Below are 19,959 nucleotides of genomic sequence, written 5' to 3'. Positions count from 1 at the left end.
TTGCAACACTCAACCAATGCCTGCACATAGCGCTGCAGCGCTTTACAGCAGAACTGGCGATATCCAGAGTCAGTAGCAGTATCGGCACTGCACGATTTGCACTGCGTCAGCATCGACCGCATAGACCAAGCGATGCTCCTCGCTGATTCGGCGCGACCAGAAACCGCTCAGGTTATGCTTGAGCGGCTCAGGTTTGCCAATCCCTTCGAACGGGCTGCGCTGAGCCGTTTTGATCAGTAGATTGATGCGTTTGAGCCCGGCCTTATCGTTCTGTTGGAACCAGATATAATCGTCCCACGCCTCCGGCGTGAAGGTGATGTTCACGACTGTTACGCTTCGTCGATAAGTTGACGTGCTTGTGCTTTACCTGCACGCAAGCTATTGACCGACTTGAGCAAACGCTGCGCATTAGCCGGCGAGCGAAGCAGGTAGGCGGTCTCCTCAAGCGCGTTGTAGTCCGCCAGGGACATCATGACCACAGGCTCGCCTTTCTGCCGCGTGACCAACAAGGGCGTTCTATCGTTGCTCACCCTGTCCATGGTTTCGGCCAGGTGCTGCCGTGCGGTGGTGTAGTTAATGGTTTGCATGTTAGAACCCTCATAAATCTTCGCCAAACGTACACAAATAAGTACATGTACGCAATGACATACAATTCACCGTCAGCAATCCGCGGGCAGGTTCATAAGCTTGCATGATAGATAAATCGCCACCTCATGACCTGCGCTGCTGTAAAAAATACTCCGCCGTTTTGCGCAGCGCTTGATCGACGCTAACCGGCGGAGACCAATTCAGTAATTCACGGGTTTTACTGATATCAACCTGTAGCGAGCCGCACACGCGCTGGGCCAGCGCCTGCTTGCCTAACAGCCTCGCCCCCCCCTCCAGCATCCAGCTGGGTACTGGTAGCAATCGGGATGTTTTACCCAAGGCCATGGCCATTTTCTCTAACAACTCAGAAGTCGAAAGGTCCTCACCATCGCTAACCAAAAAAGTCTGATTAGCCGCTGCGGGGTGATCAATACAGGTAACGATCAGATCAACCAAATTGTCCAAAGCCACAAGGCTACGTTTATTACCAATGGCTCCCAACGGCAAAGGCACACCCTTGCTCAGCCAACTCATCATGCTGCGAAAGTTAGCCTTTACGCCGGGGCCATACACAAGAACAGGGCGGATAATCACTATTTCCATGCTCGTCTCAGCGACCAAAGCGCGCAAGCCCTGCTCCGCACGCCATTTTGAGCAAGCATATGCATCGATAGGTACGGGCTTGCTGTCTGCGGTAAAAGCTGAATTACTGGTGTTCTCACCCAACACTTTGACCGTACTTAAAAAAATAAAGCGTTTAACACCAGCAGCAGCAGACTGACGAGCAAGGGCTAAAGTTGCCTGAGTATTGACCGCATCGAAATCAGACTGCAGCTGTTTAGTAACCGCTCCTTGAATATGGGCAATAGCGGCGGTATGTAGCACCACCTCAACATCAGCCAATAAAGCACTCCAGTCCGTAAACTCATCGATATCGCCAACTGCCACACCATGTAAAGGAAAAACATCATTCCCTGACCTAAACCGATAAGCACAACGAAGGTTGTAATTTACATTCACGCCTAACGACTGTCGCAAGGCCTGCCCGATAAAGCCGCTAGAGCCTGTCAGTAGTAGTCGCACATTATTATTCTCTTAACTGACAACAACAGAATGTACTGCTCACCACCCCAAAAGCAGCACAAAAATAAACGTCTCAAGGTGATAAAGCTCACCGACAGAGCCGCTCCTAATCTACACGCTTCGTATTCGGCGGGAAGTACGTCGCGCGAAGCATAACACTCGTTAAAACACTACAAGTCTTGTTAATTTCATCACTGGTCAGCGTTGGATGCACCATAAACATTAAGCTTGTATCACCCAGTTCTTTAGCAACCGCTAGCCGCTCTCGAGGGCGCCAGCCCGTATTGTCAAAAGCTTTTTCCAGGTAGACCTCCGAGCAGGAACCCGAGTAACAGGGCACTCCAGCAGCATTAAGCTCCGCGATGATCCGGTCGCGGCTCCAGCCGCTGGCCAAGCGCTGCGGCTCGACAAACACGTAACACTTGTAAGCTGCATGCTCGATATCTACAGGCACTTCAGGCACCCGTAAACCGGGCATTCCCTGTGCGCAAGACCAAATCTGCCGGGCATTAGCCAAGCGCTGTATATGCCAGTCCGCCATCCGCTGCAACTGGATACGCCCAAGTACGGCCTGCATTTCGATCATTCGCCAATTTGTGCCGAAACTCTCATGCAGCCAACGGAAACCAGGCGGGTGCTCGCGCTCGTACACGGTGTTCCAACTCTTACCGTGGTCCTTGAGTGACCACATCTTCGACCACAACTCCCGGTCGTTGGTGGTGACCATCCCACCTTCGCCGCCCGTGGTCATGATCTTATCCTGGCAAAACGACCAGGCACCGACATGACCAATAGAGCCGACCGCACGATCCTTGTAACGGGCGCCATGTGCCTGGGCGCAATCTTCGATGACAAAAAGGTCTTGCTCGGCGGCTAGCGCCATGATTGGGTCCATGTCGCACGGCCAACCAGCCAGATGCACACAAATTATCGCTCGAGTGCGCGGTGTCAGCACCTCTCGAATGGCTTGTGCAGTGATATTCTGCGAATCCCGATCTACCTCGGCAAACACCGGTATCGCACCGGCATTGACTATGCTCGAGACCGAAGCGAGGAAAGTGCGGGGGGTCACCACTACCTCATCCCCAGCACCCACACCTAATGCTTTCAATGCTGCATCTAAAGCCACAGTGCCATTTGCTAGCGCAACGGCGTACTCACTACCGGCCCAGACAGCGAACTCTTTTTCAAACTCGCGACATTCCTGCCCAGTCCAGTAATTAATCTTGTTAGAAAGAATCACATCGCGAACGGCATTAGCTTCCTCCTCCGTGAAGGAGGGCCAAGGAGAGAAAGGAATATTCACTATGGTTACACCTAAAGGCTTGAGCTAGAAAACGACAATAAAAAAGCTCGCAGTGACAAAGTGGGGGCGAGCCAATTATAAAATCAGCGCGCAACTCGTGCAGGAACGCCCGCCACAGTTGCATTATCAGCAATATTACAGACTACTGCGGCGCCGGCGCCGACTACCACTCGAGAGCCGATCTGCAGCAATTGGCGCACGCTCGCACCGATACCAATCCAGCTCAGGTCACCAACACGTACTCCGCCAGCAAGTCGCGCGCCAGGGCTTACATGCACTGCATCACCCAACACACAATCGTGATCAATGCTGCAGCCGGTATTGAGAATGGCGCCTAAGCCAACACTTGCATCCGCATTCACGACTACACCGGCAAACACTACTGAGCCAACACCAATACACGCATAACGACTGACCGTCGCAGCCGGATGCAACAGCGTTATTAACTCTGCATCTTCTGCCTGCAGCTCGGCCAGCTTTGATTGGCGGATGCGGTTATCGCCGATGGCCACGATCACCCCTGCATATTCAGGCAGGCATGCGAGCAAGGCGGTGGTATCACCCACTATTGACCAAACTCCATTGTCTTGGCGCACAGGCCAGGCATCATCGAAGAATTCAATAGAGTGCCAACCACAACACTCGGCAGTATCAGCCACCACCTTGCCGTGCCCGCTAGCACCGAGAATGGCCAGTTTTTTCACGACCCGCTCCCGGTAAACTTCGTCATGGTCGCCTCACCCTCGGCACTGATGTCATCACGCATTACCACCTTCTTGATGGTCAGCAAGATGATTTTAAAATCCAGCCACAGCGAACGGTTTTCCACGTACCAAACATCCAGCTTGAATTTTTCATCCCACCCCAGCGCATTGCGACCATTAATTTGAGCCCAACCGGTAACACCAGGTCGAACCTCATGGCGGCGATATTGTTCAGCGCTGTAAAGCGGCAAATACTCAATCAGTAGCGGGCGTGGACCAACCAGACTCATATCGCCCTTGAGCACGTTCCACAGCTCTGGCAGCTCATCAAGGCTGCTTGAACGCAAAAAACTACCGAATGGCGTCATACGCTCAGAATCAGGCAGCAGATTGCCCTTAGCGTCCAGCGCATCACGCATGGTGCGGAACTTGATCATCTCGAACGGTTTACCATTTAGGCCAGGACGCACCTGGCGGAACAGCACTGGCGAGCCTAGTTTGCAGCGAATCTGCCAAGCAACTATCGCAATAACCGGGGATAGCAGTAGCAGGCCACAGGCAGAGGCAAAGATATCGAAAAGGCGCTTGATCACGACCTTGTCCCCTCAAGCCAGTCAACAAAGCGATTGGCCAGCAACTCGCGACTGAACTCGCGCTTAGCAAGCTCAGTGGCTCGCCAGCCCATCTGCTTTAGTGCAGTTCTATCGCTAGCAGCCAGCTCCAAAGCATCAGCAAAAGCTGATGCGCTCTCAGGCTCAACGGAAAACCCGCATTGATTGTCACGAATTATCCCAGCCAACCAGCCGGGATAATTGTTCAGTACCGGCACGCCGGCGGCTATGTAATCGAAAAATTTGTTCGGTGAGGTGCCAAAATAAAAAGCAGGGATATTGGCAAGCAACTGCAGCCCAACATCAGTGCTAGCCATCAGACCAGCGAGGCGAGCCTTATTTACAGGCTCATGAAAGATCACATTATCCAGCCCTTCGCGTAGCGCACGCGCCTGTAAAGCCGGTTTGAGTTTCCCGTCACCGATCAGCAGCAGTTTGATGTCACTACGATTGCGGCGCTTCAGTTCCGCTGCTGCATCAAGCAGGGAGTCCAAACCATTGGCCACTCCATGAGTACCGGCAAACACCGCAAGAAGATCATCGGACTTGATCTGTTCGGGTCGCCAAGGCTCAACTTCAGCGGCAAAAATACTCAGGTCGCAGCCATTAGGCACTAACGCAATTCGCTCGAGGGCAACACCACGATGAGCTATGCCGTCGACAATACCCGGCGATAGACCAATCAGCCGGTGTGCAGACCTGTAACTAGCCCACTCCAGCACCGACATCGCCCCCAGTACCAGCGGATTGCGAATTACGCCCATGGCTTTAGGCAACTCAGGCCACAAATCACGCACCTCAAAAACAAAAGGCTTACCGCGTAGCCACCGCGAAAAAATGCCAGGAATACCAGCCGTCAGCGGCGTAGTGGTAGCGAAGAGCAGATCATAACGCTCAGTCATTGCCAGCCCGATACTGCGCAAGGCAAATTTTGCGAAGGTCAACGCCCGCTTCACGAAACCGTCGGTATTGGAGTAAGCAAGATCGAACTCGATGACATTAATACCATCGACCCTACCGCGTCGACGACCGTTGACAAAAGGCAAGGCCAGCCCCGTCTCCCCGCCCCCATAACTCCCACAGACCATGGTGACCTGATGCCCGCGAGCCACTAGACGACAAGCCATTTCGTAGGAGCGGATGCCGACAGCGCCTTGAGGGGTCGAGAAGTGTTGATGAAAATAAAGAATGTTCATGAGACCCAGCAATACTCCGTTGTTAGCGTCCCTGATTGATGGACTTCAACCTCCAGAACAGGTACTGGTTTTTTCTCTAGATAATAACGCGACTCCCAACCCTCAATAAGCTCGAAGCGCATAATTGGCATATTTGCCTGAACTTGCAGCACATGAACCCCATTGCTCAGGCTATTGCCTTTGATTCGCCACTGACCAGGCTCAAGCCGCCAGCGCAGAACCGCCTTGTACTTAAAGCCCTCGACCTGATCCACCACCTGCAGAGCACTAGCACCCAAACGAACATGACGCTGATGACGAGCTTTACGCCCATCTCGATAACCAGCTGCAAACGTTGTCGTATCGGCGTGCTCACATAAAGGTTCGATGTACGAAGTTTTCAGCCAGTCACCAAATAGGAAGCGACTTAGACGAGGCATCTGGTCACGCTCATCGAACTGCACGGTGTTATGACTGACCGTCCCCGGGAAGTAGTCCAGCCACTGAGCATCGGTGTTGTAACTGTAAGTACCGGCATCACGCAGCAAATTGCGACCATCACGCCACAGGTCGATATGCAGAGCATCGGCCTGACTGGGGCGAAAACGAAAGCGCGGATAACGCAACATGGCCATGGCTGATCCGCTACGCAGCACAGCGAAGCCACCGTCGTCGAACACCTGACTAGCCGCCTGCTCGACAACCGTTTTCGGTAGCTCCAAACCTAGCCACTTCAAAGGCAGATTCCACGAACCCTCTTCGGCATAAGCGCGTGCATCGGCAAACACCGCCATGGCCAACTGCACGGAAGGCCGAAAATCACGATAGTCAGTATCGGTCAGTTGCAGCAGCCGCGCCCCATCATTGGCACCAAGATTGGGAGCATCACCAGTTTCCCAACTGACCATGCTGTGCAGCCAATGGGTGGCCGCAAGGGAACGCTCATACCAGCGCGCAGAAAAACGCGGCAATACCAGATTGCGCCGCCACACCTCAACCATGCAGAAGGTGTCCAGCATGACCCGGTGATAGCTCAATGAATACTGACTGAAACTACCGTCTTTCTCGATCAAGCGGGCTGCGCGGTTTTCCAGCCATTTGCGGCCAAGCCGCTGCCACCGCCTACCATCAACCATGCCCTGGGACAACAACCAACTGCCACCGATAAACAAGGCAGCCGCTTCCGAAGTGCCATGGTTATTGTCCTGCGCCATGGCATAGCTGAGCGTCGGAGCAATACGCTGCAGATGCAGTCGCACCAGCTCCAACAAGCCCGTTGCTGGCGCTTTGATCTGCCCCAAAAGCAGTGCAGCCATGGACAAATGCATCACCCGAATGGAGGCTTCCTGGCCACACTTCCAGTTCGGCCCTTTATAGGGTGAATTATGTGAGCACCAGTCAATCAGCCAATTATTCAAACGCACCAACGACTCGCCGTCACCCTCGCGAGCCCGCTGAGCAAAGGCCAAAACCCAGTCGAAGCGCGAGGCTTCCCAGATCGGTTTGATATCACCAACGTTAGGATCGAAGTCTGGGATTAGCCACCAGTCACGCTCCGGCGCGGCGACACGGGTTCCTGTGAGTGGATTGCTGTGCCAATCAGGCGCAGCAGCCACCACGGCACATTTCCAGCGACTGAAAAAAAGCCCAGTGTGCTGCCAGTTCTGCACCGGCGGCAAGTCGGTAGCACCCAGCTCAATGCGAACAAAGAATGGCCCCGACGGAGTGCTGGCCCGCAAACGACGAACCGAATTCAAGCCCGTTTTGACGCCTAATCGATAAGACGCAACTCGAGCTAGATTTTGGAACCCCAATGCTAGAGCTGTACTTATATTTAACAAAACAAAACCAACCTTAAGAATGACCAATCAATATATATTTTTTAAAAGTTCATAAATTGACACGTCGACCATTCTTACAATCTTTGCTGGCGCACCAGCAACTATACAATTGGGCGGAACATCCGAGATAACAACAGAGTTAGCACCTATAATTACATTACTTCCGACAGTCACCCCACCTAAAACTCTAGAACCAGCAGAAATATAAACATCATCACCAATTAATGGCACACCTTCAGGATCAAGCTTCCGCCCTACTGTCACGCCCTGACCAATAACAACCCGATTACCAATAACACATTTACCATGTAAAACAACTCCAATTCCACCGTACGCAAACTTAGTGTCACGACCAATTATCGACGTGTAAGGAACAACAGAATTATACAAAACAAAAATAACCCCTTTAATTATCTTCGGAACTAAAGGGATTTTTTTCTCATGAAAAAACCTAGCAATGCGATATAATTTAATTGCATTCACCTAAAAACCCTCCAATAAAAACCGAGCAAAAGCAGAAGCAGACAGTAAGAGACGCAAGCAAAAACAAACATACCCCCCTCCCCCACGCCAAGAAAAAAACCTATCAAAAATGCAGCAAATGATATTAAAAATATCAATTTAAAACCAAGCCCCCTAGAAAAAACAATTGTCAAGTACGGTGCCCACAAATAGAAAGGAACTCCCCACGCCATGGAGGCAAACGAATTTTTTATTTGAAAGTAGTCACCTGAAAAATAAGAAGCACCAACACCATCAACCAACCAACTTAAAGATACAGCAATAAAAACTGAAACAGCAAAGCACAACAAAGGCACCAAGGAAATTCTCAAAGTACCGAACAACCCTCTACCAAAAGCCAACGAGTAAAAATATCCAATTGTATAAGGACTTGAAAATCTAAACGCCGAACAAACAGAAATAACTATTTTAATAATCGCCGCCTTTGAGGCCCCATAAAAAACCCCAACGAATAGCACATAAAAATTATTGATCACCAAGTAAAATAATCGCGTAGAAAGAGCATCGAGTGCACCATTTAAAAAAGCACCGAAAACAACACCATTAGCAAAACTAAACAAATCGCCTCTAAAAGCTATCATCCCAAATACAAATACCGGGAAAAAATACAGAAAGAAAAAAACAATCACTGTAAAGCCAGAAACAGGAAGCAAAAAAACAAAACAAGAAACAAGCAATCCAATCAGCGCAACGGAAGCCAAAAAAACAACCTGCCCAGCTTTTTGCATTTTTGTTATAGTAAAAATAGAAATCATGTATTCAACGGCAAAAATCACACCAACCCAAAATACTATCCATGCGTCGTGTAAATCACTGAAAAAAACATAACCGCCATATAAGATAAAAAAAACAGCAAAAAAACCAAACCATATATTACGCCCCAGCCCCTCACCTTCAATATAGAAGCGATGAACTATCGGCTCCCAGACCCCACCAAAAAGCATAATTGGCAATGAAACTAGAAGTCCTTCACCATACAGATCAAGCCCTAAAAAACCTGGAAGTACTAAACCTTGAACAACGAGTAAAATTAAATTAATCGCCTGATATCCACCACCCCATAGAATAGCCTTACTGCTCACACTCAGATCCTTTGTTTAACAATAGTGCGGACACAGAAAAAAGGACGCACAAAATAATAACCGTCTGCATCTGCTTAAACGAGGCCGAAGTAAGCCAAAACACTATTAGCCCCGCACTAGTCCACGCAGCAAGCCGTACATATACATTTTCTGAAAAGTAACTTCTTATACGAAAAACCCCACCCCACAATGAGAAAATAGAAAAAAACAACAAGAAAGCGCCCCCTCCCGTCATTAATAAGTAAAAGAAAAAATTATGGATATAAGAAACAGAATCAGACACCCACAAATGTTGAAGCTTATAATAATCCGGGCGAGTTTCAATCAAAGGAATTGAAGTACCTAATCCCGCACCCAATACTGGAGACTCTAAAAATAAAGACCACGCATATTTAATCTCCAACAGCCGAACCTGATCACCGCCTCCACCGATGCTAGCTAGACGTTCAACCAAGTAGTCCTGCATGCCAAGACAAATGAAAAGTACAGCCGCAGCACCTAGAAAAACAATAGCTAGCCGTTTAAGCCCATAAAAAAACGTCAAACAATGCATGACAAGAAAAAACACCAGAAACACAACTTGCGACTTATAACCGACAATAAAAACGAAAAACAAAAAAAACAAAAACAAAAATATCCGCAAACACAATAAAATACCAGGTAATAAAATAGCAATCATCACACCCAAATAAGGAAAAGGGACAACCACATCTAGCGAATAATAACTAAGACGACCGCCAATAGAAAAAACGCTAACTATCGAATCAAAATCAAGCACAAGTAATTTCATACAATAAACAAAACATGCGATTAGCAAAAATAAAAAAATCGCATGAGCGCCGAGCATCCTTACATAGAAATACAAGAACAAGGATGACAAGAAAAAGGCCATTGGAACAAAAGACCTTAGCCAACCCTCAACTCCGACTCCTTCAGAAATAGCTTTCCAACAATTCAGCGACATAACAACACAAAAAAAAGCGAAGAAAACACAACCTTTCAAAGTTATAATCTTATATCGAGAGGCCGCATACAGCCAAAATAACCCCCCCCCCATATATGCAAGCACAAAAAATATAATACTGAATCCAAGTTCTTGAGGGACAAAAGGCAGGCAGGCCATAGAGAAGAAAAGTAAAAAAATCAACACCTCACCTATATACCTTTCGCGCAAAGAAAACTCGCCACCCGCCTGCATCGACTCAGCCCTATTCAAACCAATAAAACCTTATCAAAATCTAAAGAGCTCACGACATGTACTTTTGACACGAGCAAGTCAAAAACCCCAAATTCCACGAGTATCAATAAATATACGACTAGACAATCTATCACTCGGAATAGCTCTAAACTCTTCATGATCAACAAGCAGCAACAACAAGTCCGCCTCAAATAAAGCCTGCTCAACAGTCTTAAGAGCAAAACACGCCTCCAAACCAACTGGAAGCTCTTTAATATTTGGCTCAACAGCTAAAACAGAACATGGATAAAGCAGAGCAATTTTCTTAGCTATTGCTACTGCTGGACTCTCACGTAAATCGTCAATATCTGGTTTAAAAGCCAATCCAAAACAAGCGATGGTTACATCTTTTGCTGTCTTATCAGGATTGGCCAAGAGAAAATCTGCAACAGCCAACTTAACCTTCTCGATTACCCATTCAGGCTTACTGTCGTTCACCTCACGGGCCGTGCGAATCAGTCGTGCCTGCTCCGGTGTCTGACTGACGATAAACCAAGGGTCTACGGCGATGCAGTGCCCCCCCACACCTGGGCCAGGTTGTAGGATGTTCACCCGGGGATGACGGTTGGCCAACCGAATCAATTCCCAGACATTGATATCGAGCTTGTCGCAGATAATCGACAACTCATTGGCAAAGGCAATATTAACGTCACGAAAGCTGTTTTCGGTCAGTTTGCACATTTCTGCGGTACGGGCATTGGTAATGACGCACTCGCCTTCAACGAAGGTTTTATAGAGTTTCACCGCCAGCTCAGAGCACTTGGATGTCATGCCACCAATCACGCGGTCATTCTGCACCAACTCCCGCAGTACATGACCTGGCAAAACTCGCTCGGGGCAGTGGGCCACGCGGATGTCGGACTCTTCGCCATGGGACTGCGGAAAGGTCAGGTCTGGGCGGGCCTCCGCCAACCAGGCGGCCATCTGCTCGGTTGCACCGACTGGTGAAGTAGATTCAAGGATGACCAGATCCCCCCTCTTCAAGACAGGCGCAATAGACTTACTCGCAGATTCGATATACGAGAGGTCGGGCTCATGATCCCCTTTGAACGGTGTAGGCACGGCAATCAGAAATGCATCCGCAGGCTCAGGGTTTAATGTGGCGCGCAAGTAGCCTTCGGTTACTACTGCATGTACAACCATATCCAGATCGGGTTCGACGATATGAACTTCTCCGCGATTGATGGTATCTACGGTTTTTTGGCTGACATCGATACCAATCACCTTCTTCTTGCGCGAAGCAAATACTGCTGCGGTTGGCAGTCCGATATAGCCAAGGCCAACAACTGAGATGGTTTCGAATGGCATGCTTCTTCCTCTGATCTATTATCAGGTAGGAAAATTTATCTCTTACCCGCCCCTCCGTTGACAGAAAGGGAATATTTAATTTGATTCTAGCGAATATTAATCAACGCTTGGATAATACGTCCACAGGCTTGGCCATCCCCATAAGGGTTATGGGCAAAGCTCATTTGTTCATAGGCATCTTTATCTGTGAGCAACCTATGTAGATTACTGGTGATGGCCGTGACTTCGGTTCCTACTAACTTCACGGTACCTGCCTTAACGGCCTCCGGGCGCTCAGTCGTGTCACGCATCACCAACACCGGCTTGCCGAGGGATGGGGCTTCCTCCTGAACGCCACCAGAATCGGTAAGAATCAGGTAGGAACGGTTCATCAGGTACACAAACGGCAAGTAGTCCAACGGTTCGATTAAATGAATATTGTCGATCCCTGCCAACAAGCGGTTGACTGGCTCACATACATTGGGATTGAGATGGACGGGATAAACGATTTCAACGTCTGGAAAGGTTTTGGCCGTTTCAGCCAGCGCTTGACAAATCCGCTCAAAGCCACCACCGAAACTCTCGCGGCGATGGCCCGTCACCAGGATTACTCGCTTACCCTCTGGCAGAAAGGCGAACTGTTCACAAAACTGTTGTCGCAAAGTTTCAGTAGTGTCTAATTTGGCCACCACTTCCAGTAAGGCGTCGATCACAGTGTTGCCGGTAACGTGAATGGCAGATGACACTACGCCTTCATTCAGCAGATTGCTCCGCGAGGTCTCCGTCGGCGCGAAATGGACAGCCGCTAACGCACCAGTAAGTTTGCGGTTGGCCTCCTCCGGCCAAGGAGAATAGAGATTACCCGTGCGCAGGCCAGCCTCCACGTGAGCAACAGGGATCTGATGATAATAAGCAGCTAAAGTCGTAGCGAAGGTGGTCGCCGTATCACCGTGGACCAATATGATATCGGGTCTGAACTCGCTAAATATTGCTTTCATCCCCTGAAGGATGGCAGTGGTGACGTCGGTGAGATCTTGGCCAGGCCTCATAATGTTCAGATCATAGTCCGGCTGCAACTCGAAAAGTTCGAGCACCTGGTCAAGCATTTGCCGATGCTGGCCAGTAACGCACACCTTGGCGTCAAAGCGCTTATCGGCAGCTAGTGCCAGAGCGAGCGGCGCCATCTTAATTGCTTCGGGGCGAGTACCGAAAACGCAAAGAGCTTTCATAGTTAATCGACAACCAATTTAATAACGAATCAAATGCGCCAAGAAACCGTAACAAATGTTTTAGACTCAACATCCGAACGAACAACAGTGGCATACCGAAAAAGAACACCGTATTTGCCACTTTTAAGATACGTCACACTAAGCTTATTATTTCCAGGGGCATTGAATTTCCGAGCATATCCATCAGCAGTCAAAACAGTAGAAACTGACGCATCTACAACATCAAACGACTCTTTGAATTTGTACACAGCGACTCTATATTTACCATTCTTATCCTCCAAAACCTTGTCACTTACCGGCACCATTCCAAAGTCAATCCCCGAGCCGCCCGGAAAATAAATTGCAGTTTTATTTGCCTTTTTTTCTGCTTCGGCTTGGTGCTCACTCACTACCGATTGCCCCCCATCAACCTTCTTCGAATCGTCACAACCCACCAACAGCATCAAGCAAAAGGCACTTACAGCAACTTTATTAACCATTGTATTTCTCTTTCAATTCAAAAATCAGCCAAGTGAAGTCCAGAAAATTAAAGCCCTATCTAAACCTCAATTAAACGTGAACAGCATTTATGAAAAACCGTAATCAAACCACTTCAACCCGAGTCTTACGATTTATTAGCATGCTGCGAATTAGCGCAACGAATACTCCAAGCAACCCACCGAGAATAATACCCAACCCGATGATCAAAGTTTTTTTCGGCGCTATCGGCTTAGTCGGCGGCTCTGCCTTTTGATCTATTCGGACCAATTGAAGTGTAGATAGATCCAGATTAATACTCTTTAAGCGAGCCCCCTCTCGATGCAGCTTTGCCAGATCAGAGAGAAAGAGATCTTGGTTTTCGCGCTTTTTAAGCACTTCAATTTGTCGATTATTTTCTAGCAGTTGCAACTGCTTCTGAATCTCGGCGACGCGAGGTTGGGTGAAATCATCTGAGCGGCGCTGCAATAGAGCGCTGCGCTCAGCCTCTAGCGCTTCGGTACCCATAAAATAGAGGGGGAGCTGTTGATTTGAGACTTCCGTGCGAATAATATTGCCATTAACTGTGCTGACACGCTCTTCCTCGCCCAGCGAGCTTCGGGTGGAAGGCTTAATAATACTTAAAGCCTTGGCAATCTGAGCGGCCTCCTCAAGCTGCGTGACACGCTGCCCCCGGAGAGTCTTCAGTTCCTGACGCAATGCTTTAAGTTCATCTTGAAGCTGCGCGCGTTTTAGGGTATCCGCCTCGCTCAGCTGGGCAATCTTGGATAATTTTTCCGTTTCATAGCCGGCACGCGCAGTCTTGATCTTCCGCTCAAGCTCACGCACGCGACTGCTCACCACCCCGCGAAGATCAGCAGCAATGCGCACTCGCTCCTGCTCGATGGCGCTTTCGACCAGTCCGTTGACAATTTTAACGCCATCCACACTGGACGAATACCTTAACTGAATACCTACAAAAGCAGCCAGGTTGTCAGACTTTTTCGGATCAGGCTGAAGCACTTTGAAACCACCGCCATCATTAAGCACATCAACATCTTGCTGAAGGCTGCGATTAGGCTTATGTAGCGGCTCAATAAGCTGAGTGTTTTCGGTAAAGAAAGCTATGCGGGTGGCATAAGAATCCAACGATGCTCCGACTTGCTTGAGCGCCTCGCTAGGCTCCAACTTATACACACCAGTGCTATTTAGCTCGTCCAGATCGTTGATGGATGTTAGACGAAGCAGACTCTGCACTTCATATTGCGGAGTGGCTAGAAAGGCATAGATCGCTGCACCTGCCGCTACCACGCAAGTAAACAGGGTAATTAGCAGTTTTTGCTTCCAGAGCCCTTGAAGCAACTCGACTAAATCAATCTCGTCCGAGGGCTTGTAGTTATTTGCAGGGATGAACTGACTCACTGAAACTCCGAATTAACAAACAGATTAAAATCGGCAGCCAGAAGTGGGAGTGGGAGTGGGATGGGCGGCTAAAAATCCACTCACAACCCCTTGATCCTTTGGCCTAGATAACAGGCCTTCCTTGAGATTCTCCAAATAAGAGAAATCCACACTGCTGAACAAGCCATAAAACTCAGCACGTCATTCTCTCAGATATGCGAACCATTACAAGACTTGACAGTCATCACGAAGACAGAAACTGACCTTTTCGGCAGAATCTACGCTCTCTATTCATCCTCATTCACCCGATCCCGCAACTCCTTACCCGGCTTGAAATGCGGCACGAACTTGCCATCTAAGCTCACGGAGTCACCGGTCTTCGGGTTGCGTCCAACTCGCGGGGCACGGAAATGCAGGGAGAAGCTGCCAAAGCCACGGATCTCGATACGATCACCGGTCGACAAGGCCTGGGACATTTGTTCGAGCATGGTTTTGATTGCCAGCTCGACATCCTTCGGCGACAGCAGCCCCTGGTGCGTAACGATCCGCTCGATCAACTCCGACTTGGTCATGCTTTTCCCTTCTATTTCAAGCAGGTAGAACAACTCTGTAGAGTTTTAGCATGCTCGTAAAGCTTTGAACAGCCTAAGATTTAAGCTTTGTAACGGGCATAAAAAAGGGCGACCGAAGTCGCCCTTTTTTTGAATCGCCGAAACTTAGTTCTGGCTTTCCATTTTCGCGCGGATCAGATCACCAATGGTGGTCGGAGCTGCGGTGTCAACGTCTTGCTTGGTGCGCAATTCTTTCATTGCGTCCTTTTCATCTTCAACGTCTTTCGACTTGATCGACAAGCTGATTACGCGGCTCTTACGATCAACGCTGATGATCTTGGCTTCTACTTCTTCGCCTTCCTTCAGCAGGTTACGCGCATCTTCAACGCGGTCACGGCTGATTTCGGAGGCCTTCAGTACAGCTTCGATGCCTTCAGCCAGGGTGATTACAGCGCCCTTGGCGTCAACTTCTTTAACGATGCCGCGCACGATGGTGCCTTTATCGTTAACAGCAACGTAGTCGGAGAACGGGTCTTCTTCCAGCTGCTTGATACCTAGAGAGATGCGCTCGCGCTCTGGGTCAACCGAGAGGATAACGGTGTCCAGCTCGTCGCCCTTCTTGAAGCGACGCACGGCTTCTTCGCCGGCTTCGTGCCAAGAAATGTCGGACAGGTGAACCAGGCCGTCGATGCCGCCGTCCAAACCAATGAAGATACCGAAATCGGTGATCGACTTGATGGTGCCGGAGATCTTGTCGCCCTTGTTGAACTGACCCGAGAAGTCTTCCCACGGGTTAACTTTGCACTGCTTGATGCCGAGGGAGATACGACGACGTTCTTCGTCGATATCGAGAACCATAACTTCCACTTCGTCGCCAACTTGTACGACTTTCGACGGGTGGATGTTTTTGTTGGTCCAATCCATTTCGGATACGTGCACAAGACCTTCCACGCCTTCTTCCAGCTCAGCAAAGCAGCCGTAGTCGGTCAGGTTGGTTACACGCGCGGTAACGCGAGTGTCTTGTGGGTAACGGGCTTTGATAGCAACCCATGGATCTTCGCCCAACTGCTTGAGGCCCAAGGACACACGATTGCGCTCGCGGTCGTACTTGAGGATCTTCACATCGATCTCGTCGCCAACGTTGACGATTTCCGATGGATGCTTGATGCGCTTCCAAGCCATGTCGGTGATGTGCAGCAGGCCATCGACGCCACCCAGATCGACGAATGCGCCGTAATCCGTGAGGTTCTTAACGATACCCTTAACTTGCTGACCTTCTTGCAAGGATTCCAGCAGAGCTTCGCGCTCAGCACTGTTTTCAGCTTCCAGGACGCTACGACGCGATACAACCACGTTGTTGCGCTTCTGATCGAGCTTGATAACTTTGAATTCGAGCTCTTTGCCTTCCAGGTGAGCGGTATCGCGCACTGGACGGACGTCAACCAGAGAACCTGGCAGGAACGCACGGATGCCGTTAACGTCGACAGTGAAGCCGCCCTTAACCTTACCGTTGATAACGCCCTTAACCACTTCTTCAGCTGCGAATGCCGCTTCCAGAACAATCCAGCACTCAGCACGTTTGGCTTTTTCGCGGGACAGCTTGGTTTCACCAAAGCCATCTTCAACCGCGTCCAGCGCAACGTGAACTTCGTCACCGACCTTGATGGTCAGCTCGCCAGCATCGTTGTAGAACTGCTCGAGCGGAATGACACCCTCGGACTTCAGGCCTGCGTGAACAGTTACCCAGTCACCATCGATATCAACAACGATACCGGTGATGATCGAGCCAGCCTGAAGGTTGAGAGTTTTTAGGCTTTCTTCAAAGAGTTCTGCAAAGCTTTCGCTCATTTTAATTCCTGTTGATCTAGGGCGAAGTAACCGCCCAACTGCCACATTCCAGACAACGTGGGTTCATTCAAGTTAAAGAGCAAGCACGGGACTAGGACTGGTCCCCCGTAGTTGCTCTTGGTCATCCGGCGATGTCGCGGACTGCGACTTCACTCAGAATGCGTTCCAGCACCTGCTCGATTGAGAGCTCCGTGGAATCCAACTGTAGCGCATCAGCCGCCGGCTTAAGCGGGGCTACTGCGCGCTGGGTGTCGCGCTCATCACGCGTACGGATCTCTTCTAGCAGACTGCTAAGGCTAACATCATCGCCTTTGGCCTTCAACTGCAAGTAACGGCGGCGGGCGCGCTCGTCGGCACTGGCGGTCAGAAAGATTTTTAACGGCGCATCAGGAAACACCACCGTCCCCATATCGCGACCATCGGCCACCAGGCCCGGCATTTCACGAAAGGCTTGTTGACGCTGCAACAAGGCTTCGCGCACCGCCGGCAAGGCTGCAACCTGAGATGCGCCAGCGCCAACCTGTTCATTGCGGATGGCATCGGTGACGTCTTCGCCTTCCAGAATGATCTGCTGGCCATGACTTTCGCCTGCAGCAATAAACTGCACATCCAGGTGCGCCGCCAGCAGCTTCAAGGCTTCTTCATTGGTCAGATCGACGCCATGATTGCGCGCGGCAAAGGCTAGCAAGCGATAGAGCGCGCCCGAATCCAGCAGGCACCAACCGAGCTTGCGCGCCACCAAGCCGGCGATGGTGCCCTTACCTGAACCACTTGGACCATCGATGCAGATGACCGGCGCCAAGCCACTCATGCCTGCACCTCTTCACTGACGCGAATGCCAACCTGCGCAGCCAAACCAAGGAAATTCGGGAAAGAAGTGGCGACATTGGCGCAATCATGAATGCGTATAGGCGCACTGGCGCGCAGCGAGGCGACGCTAAAGGCCATGGCAATGCGGTGATCACCATGGCTGTGGACTTCACCGCCACCGATAGCGCCGCTGACGGCATTGCCATCGATAATGATGCCGTCCGGCGTCGGCTCACACTTGACACCCAGCGCCAGCAAGCCATCGGCCATCACCTGAATACGATCAGACTCTTTGACCCGCAGCTCTTCGGCGCCGCGCAGCACAGTGCGCCCTTCGGCGCAGGCGGCGGCAATGAACAGCACTGGAAACTCGTCGATGGCCAACGGCACCAGCTCTTCTGGAATATCTATACCTTTGAGTTTGGCCGCACGCACGCGCAGATCCGCCACCGGCTCGCCGCCGACTTCACGCTGGTTTTCCAGACTGATATCGGCGCCCATCAGCTTAAGAATATCAATCACCCCGGTGCGGGTCGGATTGATGCCGACATGTTCCAGCAACAACTCCGAGCCTTCGGCAATGCTCGCCGCCACCAGAAAGAACGCCGCAGAGGAAATATCCGCCGGCACCTCGATCTGGGTGGCTGTCAACTTGTGCCCCGATTCAACCGCTGCGGTGCTACCCTCGACGCTGACCGGATAGCCAAAACCGCGCAGCATGCGCTCGGTATGATCGCGGGTCGGAGCCGGTTCGGTGACTGCAGTTTCGCCCGCCGCATATAAACCAGCCAGCAACAGACTGGATTTAACCTGGGCGCTGGCCATCGGCATTTGGTAGTTCATACCACTCAGGCGCTGACCACCACGAATCACCAATGGCGGCCGACCTTCGGCGGCGGTCTCGATCACGGCGCCCATTTCACGCAAGGGTTTAGCCACCCGATTCATTGGCCGCTTCGTCAGCGAGGCATCGCCGGTCAAGGTTGAATCAAAGGACTGCGCCGCCAGCAAGCCCGACAGCAAGCGCATCGAGGTGCCCGAGTTACCCAGGTAAATCGGCCCAGGCGGCGCCTGCAAACCATGCAAGCCAACCCCATGAATGGTCACCCGACCGTGATGCGGGCCTTCAATGACCACGCCCATGTCGCGAAACGCCTGCAAAGTTGCCAGGGCGTCCTCACCTTCCAGAAAGCCTTCCACTTCAGTGGTGCCTTCAGCCAGCGAGCCGAGCATGATCGAGCGATGGGAAATGGATTTATCGCCGGGCACGCGAATACGACCAGACAAGCTGCCGCCGGGCTGCGCAAGGTAAATCAAATCATTGTTGTCCATAGCGTCCACATAAGCCCTGCGGGCCAAAATTTTACTGAAATGTTCACGCGCCACCCGTGCACGGGTAAACACGCCAAGTAGCTGATGTCCGTCGCCGGCATCGATCGCCCCACGCAACGCATCGAGATCGTCACGAAAGGCATCGAGGGTGCGCAACACCGCCTCGCGATTGGCAAGGAAGATGTCATGCCACATCAGCGGATCGCTGCCGGCAATCCGGGTAAAGTCGCGAAAGCCACCGGCAGCGTAGCGAAAAATCTCTAAGTTCTCACTGCGCTTGGCCAGCGAGTCGACCAAACCAAAGGCCAACAAATGTGGCAAATGGCTGGTGGCTGCCAGCACCTGATCATGGTGTTCGACCTGCATATGTTCAACGTCGGCGCCGAGCTCACGCCAGAGCCGGTCAACCAAGGTCAGCGCAGCAGCATCGACCTGCGGCAGTGGCGTGAGAATTACTTTATGCCGGCGAAACAACTGGCCATTCGCCGCTTCCACGCCGCTCTGCTCGGAGCCGGCAATTGGATGCCCAGGCACGAAACGCAGCGACAAGCCGGCAAACGCCAGTTCGGCGGCGCGCACCACGCTGCCCTTGGCGCTGCCGACATCGGTCAACACAGCGCCAGCCAAATCCAACTTGGCCAAGGCCATCAGCAGTTTTCCCATGGCCAGGATGGGCACGGCCAACTGAATGACATCGGCGCCCACACAGGCGGCAGACAGGTCTTCTTCGCAGCGATCGACCACCCCCAATTCAACCGCCACACGGCGCGACTCGAGGTCCAGATCGACGCCAACCACTTCACGGAATAGACCTTTCTCGCGCAAGCCTTTGGCGAACGAGCCGCCGATCAGGCCCAGGCCCACCACCACCAGGCGGCCGAACATAGGCTGGCTTG

The 19,959-nt window shown here is 51.1% G+C and carries 19 protein-coding genes; all 19 read right to left on the bottom strand.

Annotation, left to right across the window (positions count from 1 at the left end; translation table 11 throughout):
* Positions 1-69: 69 nt before the first annotated feature.
* Complete coding sequence (locus Q8R10_RS07120) at positions 70-324, bottom strand: Txe/YoeB family addiction module toxin (protein WP_305652344.1); 255 nt, start codon at positions 322-324, stop codon at positions 70-72.
* A 5-nt stretch (positions 325-329) separates the two neighbouring features.
* Entirely contained in the window at positions 330-587 is a 258-nt protein-coding gene (locus Q8R10_RS07115; protein ID WP_305652342.1) for a type II toxin-antitoxin system prevent-host-death family antitoxin, read from the bottom strand.
* Positions 588-711: 124 nt separating this feature from the next.
* Entirely contained in the window at positions 712-1,671 is a 960-nt protein-coding gene (locus Q8R10_RS07110; protein WP_305652340.1) for an SDR family oxidoreductase, read from the bottom strand.
* 106 nt (positions 1,672-1,777) lie between these two features.
* Positions 1,778-2,980, bottom strand: a complete 1,203-nt coding sequence (locus Q8R10_RS07105; protein WP_305652444.1) for a DegT/DnrJ/EryC1/StrS aminotransferase family protein — start codon at positions 2,978-2,980, stop codon at positions 1,778-1,780.
* 80 nt (positions 2,981-3,060) lie between these two features.
* Entirely contained in the window at positions 3,061-3,681 is a 621-nt protein-coding gene (locus Q8R10_RS07100) for an acetyltransferase (protein WP_305652338.1), read from the bottom strand.
* Positions 3,678-4,274 carry a sugar transferase gene (locus Q8R10_RS07095; RefSeq protein ID WP_305652337.1) on the bottom strand — a complete coding sequence of 199 codons (597 nt, stop codon included), beginning with the start codon at positions 4,272-4,274 and terminating at the stop codon, positions 3,678-3,680. The genes Q8R10_RS07100 and Q8R10_RS07095 overlap by 4 nt, the downstream gene beginning before the upstream one ends.
* The gene (locus tag Q8R10_RS07090; protein WP_305652335.1) at positions 4,271-5,488 is read right to left on the bottom strand and encodes a glycosyltransferase family 4 protein; all 1,218 of its coding nucleotides are present in this window, start codon (positions 5,486-5,488) and stop codon (positions 4,271-4,273) included. Before Q8R10_RS07090 ends, Q8R10_RS07095 begins: the two co-directional genes overlap by 4 nt.
* Positions 5,485-7,335 (bottom strand): heparinase II/III-family protein, encoded by a 1,851-nt coding sequence (locus Q8R10_RS07085; RefSeq protein ID WP_305652333.1) that lies wholly within the window; start codon positions 7,333-7,335, stop codon positions 5,485-5,487. The genes Q8R10_RS07090 and Q8R10_RS07085 overlap by 4 nt, the downstream gene beginning before the upstream one ends.
* Positions 7,336-7,791 carry a serine O-acetyltransferase gene (locus tag Q8R10_RS07080; RefSeq protein ID WP_305652331.1) on the bottom strand — a complete coding sequence of 152 codons (456 nt, stop codon included), beginning with the start codon at positions 7,789-7,791 and terminating at the stop codon, positions 7,336-7,338. It lies immediately after the preceding gene.
* Positions 7,788-8,912 carry a hypothetical protein gene (locus Q8R10_RS07075; RefSeq protein WP_305652329.1) on the bottom strand — a complete coding sequence of 375 codons (1,125 nt, stop codon included), beginning with the start codon at positions 8,910-8,912 and terminating at the stop codon, positions 7,788-7,790. Before Q8R10_RS07075 ends, Q8R10_RS07080 begins: the two co-directional genes overlap by 4 nt.
* Positions 8,902-10,128: an O-antigen ligase family protein gene (locus Q8R10_RS07070; RefSeq protein WP_305652328.1), complete on the bottom strand. Its 1,227-nt coding sequence runs from the start codon at positions 10,126-10,128 to the stop codon at positions 8,902-8,904. The genes Q8R10_RS07075 and Q8R10_RS07070 overlap by 11 nt, the downstream gene beginning before the upstream one ends.
* Positions 10,129-10,188: 60 nt before the next feature.
* Positions 10,189-11,457 (bottom strand): UDP-N-acetyl-D-mannosamine dehydrogenase, encoded by a 1,269-nt coding sequence (gene wecC, locus Q8R10_RS07065; protein WP_305652326.1) that lies wholly within the window; start codon positions 11,455-11,457, stop codon positions 10,189-10,191.
* A gap of 86 nt (positions 11,458-11,543) precedes the next feature.
* Positions 11,544-12,665 (bottom strand): non-hydrolyzing UDP-N-acetylglucosamine 2-epimerase, encoded by a 1,122-nt coding sequence (wecB, locus tag Q8R10_RS07060; protein ID WP_305652324.1) that lies wholly within the window; start codon positions 12,663-12,665, stop codon positions 11,544-11,546.
* A 29-nt stretch (positions 12,666-12,694) separates the two neighbouring features.
* Complete coding sequence (locus tag Q8R10_RS07055) at positions 12,695-13,144, bottom strand: hypothetical protein (RefSeq protein ID WP_305652322.1); 450 nt, start codon at positions 13,142-13,144, stop codon at positions 12,695-12,697.
* 103 nt (positions 13,145-13,247) lie between these two features.
* Positions 13,248-14,543 carry a Wzz/FepE/Etk N-terminal domain-containing protein gene (locus Q8R10_RS07050; protein ID WP_305652320.1) on the bottom strand — a complete coding sequence of 432 codons (1,296 nt, stop codon included), beginning with the start codon at positions 14,541-14,543 and terminating at the stop codon, positions 13,248-13,250.
* Between the two features lie 266 nt (positions 14,544-14,809).
* Positions 14,810-15,118 (bottom strand): integration host factor subunit beta, encoded by a 309-nt coding sequence (gene ihfB, locus Q8R10_RS07045; protein WP_305652442.1) that lies wholly within the window; start codon positions 15,116-15,118, stop codon positions 14,810-14,812.
* Positions 15,119-15,238: 120 nt separating this feature from the next.
* On the bottom strand, positions 15,239-16,921 hold the full coding sequence (gene rpsA / locus Q8R10_RS07040) for a 30S ribosomal protein S1 (RefSeq protein WP_305652318.1): 1,683 nt from the start codon (positions 16,919-16,921) through the stop codon (positions 15,239-15,241).
* Positions 16,922-17,042: 121 nt separating this feature from the next.
* A complete protein-coding gene (cmk, locus tag Q8R10_RS07035) occupies positions 17,043-17,732 on the bottom strand; it encodes a (d)CMP kinase (protein WP_305652317.1) in 690 nt (229 codons plus the stop codon).
* Positions 17,729-19,948: a bifunctional prephenate dehydrogenase/3-phosphoshikimate 1-carboxyvinyltransferase gene (locus Q8R10_RS07030; RefSeq protein ID WP_305652440.1), complete on the bottom strand. Its 2,220-nt coding sequence runs from the start codon at positions 19,946-19,948 to the stop codon at positions 17,729-17,731. Before Q8R10_RS07030 ends, cmk begins: the two co-directional genes overlap by 4 nt.
* Positions 19,949-19,959: the final 11 nt, after the last annotated feature.

The sequence above is a fragment of the Pseudomonas sp. genome (assembly GCF_030698175.1).
Lineage (GTDB): Bacteria > Pseudomonadota > Gammaproteobacteria > Pseudomonadales > Pseudomonadaceae > Aquipseudomonas.
The sequence above is the reverse complement of the archived record's forward strand: the minus strand, read 5'-3'. Positions and strand labels throughout refer to the sequence as shown.

What these genes read in the sequence shown, in the direction of transcription:
- Q8R10_RS07115 (WP_305652342.1), bottom strand. Translation starts at nt 587, where the DNA reads ATGCAAACCATTAACTACACCACCGCACGGCAGCACCTGGCCGAAACC.
- Q8R10_RS07090 (WP_305652335.1), bottom strand. Translation starts at nt 5,488, where the DNA reads ATGAACATTCTTTATTTTCATCAACACTTCTCGACCCCTCAAGGCGCT.
- wecC (WP_305652326.1), bottom strand. Translation starts at nt 11,457, where the DNA reads ATGCCATTCGAAACCATCTCAGTTGTTGGCCTTGGCTATATCGGACTG.
- wecB (WP_305652324.1), bottom strand. Translation starts at nt 12,665, where the DNA reads ATGAAAGCTCTTTGCGTTTTCGGTACTCGCCCCGAAGCAATTAAGATG.
- Q8R10_RS07055 (WP_305652322.1), bottom strand. Translation starts at nt 13,144, where the DNA reads ATGGTTAATAAAGTTGCTGTAAGTGCCTTTTGCTTGATGCTGTTGGTG.
- rpsA (WP_305652318.1), bottom strand. Translation starts at nt 16,921, where the DNA reads ATGAGCGAAAGCTTTGCAGAACTCTTTGAAGAAAGCCTAAAAACTCTC.
- cmk (WP_305652317.1), bottom strand. Translation starts at nt 17,732, where the DNA reads ATGAGTGGCTTGGCGCCGGTCATCTGCATCGATGGTCCAAGTGGTTCA.
- Q8R10_RS07030 (WP_305652440.1), bottom strand. Translation starts at nt 19,948, where the DNA reads ATGTTCGGCCGCCTGGTGGTGGTGGGCCTGGGCCTGATCGGCGGCTCG.